General features: G+C 48.4%; 3 protein-coding genes. All 3 read right to left on the bottom strand.

Annotated elements, in window-relative coordinates:
• Positions 1-254 (bottom strand): hypothetical protein (locus tag BGIM_RS47855; RefSeq protein WP_157368528.1); only part of this gene is annotated, 254 nt, incomplete at its 3' end.
• Between the two features lie 65 nt (positions 255-319).
• Positions 320-997: a hypothetical protein gene (locus tag BGIM_RS0100455; protein ID WP_020467882.1), complete on the bottom strand. Its 678-nt coding sequence runs from the start codon at positions 995-997 to the stop codon at positions 320-322.
• A 649-nt stretch (positions 998-1646) separates the two neighbouring features.
• The coding region (locus tag BGIM_RS47850; protein ID WP_040887384.1) for a polymorphic toxin-type HINT domain-containing protein at positions 1647-2600 on the bottom strand (954 nt) is incomplete at its 5' end.

Raw genomic sequence — 2600 nt, 5'->3', positions numbered from 1 at the left:
TCGGCCCAGGCGGCCGACAGGTCGGAGAGGGTCTTGAAGGCGTCCCCCGTGTTCTTCGGCGGCGGCGGCAGCGTCGGCGTGACGTCGGGCGGAATCTCCTTCTGGAACGTCTCGATCCGCTTGTCCAGCGTCTGCCACGCCAGCTTCTGGTCGTCCGCCGCCTTCCGGATCGACTCCCCCTGGCCGCGGGCCGACTCGCGGGCCGACACCGCCAGCGCCGACGGGTCTTCCGACGTCGGCAGGCCCGACGCCACCCCCTGCAACACCCGGTGGAATTTTTATCAGCGAGGCCCGAATAATCAGCAAAAAGAACTTGCAATCATATCCGCTCGCGAAGCCGGACTGTTTTCAATGAATAGTGATCGCAGAATGAGGAAACGGACTCACGGGTTTTGCCGCCGACCGATATGATATTTTTTCGTCCTTCGGTTGTAATAAGCAGCAGACAATCACGATGTCTGAAAAAGCGAAGATCGCCTGTGGTATTATCTGAAAATGTGAACGGAACACTTTCTTTCTCAATTAATCGAATTGATTTTGAGTCGGGATAAGATGTGGCGCGGAATCTGATAAGTTCATTGATGATTTGCCATAACACTAAAAACAAGTAGAATGACGAGATATTTTCAAATGCCAATGCTATCAGGCCTTCCGATATCTCAAAAACAGCAGGATCGTCATTCTGCAAGTCCGTAACGATAATGCCAAACGATGACAGCTGCTGATGGCCATGGGCGACAATCAAGTGCTCTGTATCATTGGTTGATTTGATAAAAATCTCTGATGGAGAAAGAATGTGATAATAAGAATCGTTCAAATCTTTGGCATTGCCCAAGATGGAAAAATATCTTGCCATTACCAAGGGTATACTCGGTTGGAAATTCCGATTGCAATGATTGATTTCCGTTTGAGTTGAACCATCTTGCAATTTCAAATCGCGATAAAATGCAACAACAACTTGCTTCAGGATTTTTTCAAAATCATTTGTTTTGATCATGAATGGCAACCTCTAACATTATAGTTTGTTCTGAAAACCCGAATATTTTCGGAGTAAATGACTAAAAATCGGTCTTTTCAGATAGCTTTTGGACAGAAACTTGAAAATCAAGATATAGCCGACGCCCACCAACCAAAGATTCGTGCCAGCATATGAAAACGATAGCTGATCCTTGTGAATTTTGTAAAATCTTTTATTAGCTCTGCTTGAATGTATCTGAAAATTCAAAAGAGCAATCGGCTCGCTGCCTCGCTAAAAACGCGGAAGATTCAAAATATTTTTGACAGATTTTTAATTCGACTTGTGAACTTTTTTAGACAACAAAAGCCTTGGGAACCCAAGAGTTTTTCGGCGATCAACTGGGTTAATTCGACACCCACGCAAGCAGTATGAATCGTCAAATCGTTCGCAACTGCTTGCTATTGCGGCAATTTGAAGATCCATACCTTTCAAAAAGTGCACAAGTCCAGCTTGAAAGACTTCTGACAAAACCCGTTTCTGGCCTTGATCTCAAAAAAACCGCCTAGTTTTGTCAGGGACTCGCAATCCAAATAATCAAATGTCATGCGCCATTATAAACAGAAATTTATAATGGCGCATGACAAAATACAATCATATTTTGTCACCGAAAATTAGTGCGAATGCTCTATCAAGATCGCCTCAACCAAAATCCGGCACCAAGAGGATCAGGAACCCGGATTTCGACGTTCGTAAGTTTTCCAGCCACATATCTTTTAGAAGTTACATTTCCGTCAATGTTTCTTTCAAAAGTCATTGAGTGAGCAACGCCATCACCATCTCGCCATTTATATTTAATTATCCCTCCTGTTTTTCTGGCCAACTCGCTCATCATTCTTTGGCAGCCACCAGCGTATGTGTCACACGGTGGAAGCGTTCCATTGATAACAAGAGTGTCACCTGCGTTAAGTATCTTTCGATAATGCCTAGCAATCTTGGCTTCAGTATGAGAATAAGCTTGTAACTTCCAGCTATTCGTTTGGCCATTTTTGAGGGTGTATCCTCCGCTGGTGAAAGCCCCGTTTGGACTGACAAGATTCCCGTTGCTGTCAGTATGGGTGGTTTCGGCATAGTGAGCATTGTGTGCCCAAACTCCAAAGCCCCACCCCGCATCTCCGGCGAAATAGGTGTGGTGATCCCGGACCCTGAAATTGTACACGGTCTGCCATTTGCCGGTGTCAAAGACCTCCTCGACGTTCAGCCATCGTCCGTCTTCGGTCAGGATGCGGTCCTCGGGCGTCAGGTCGTGCGCCGCCACCCATCCCCTGTTCTCGGCATAGAAGGGGTGTTCTCCGGTGGTGCCGATGACCTGTCCGCCGACATGGAGGCTGATCACCGGGGCGAAGCGGACGAACACCTCTTCGATTTCCTTCAACTCGACCGGCCCCGCGGGATCGTTCTCGGAGCGTGACCAGACCCGGTCGCCGACCTGGAACTCCTCCACGGGACGGCTGCCATGCTCGCCGCGGATGGGGGTGCCGGCCACGAAGCAGGCCTTGCTGGCCTGGTAGAGTCCCAAGCCGGCCCCCAGCAAATCAATCATCCCGCCGAACCAGTCGCCCCCCTGGAACTTCTCAATCATCTG

The organism is Zavarzinella formosa DSM 19928, assembly GCF_000255705.1.
In the GTDB taxonomy this organism is placed as follows: domain Bacteria; phylum Planctomycetota; class Planctomycetia; order Gemmatales; family Gemmataceae; genus Zavarzinella; species Zavarzinella formosa.
This window is presented reverse-complemented; position numbering and strand designations above follow the sequence as displayed.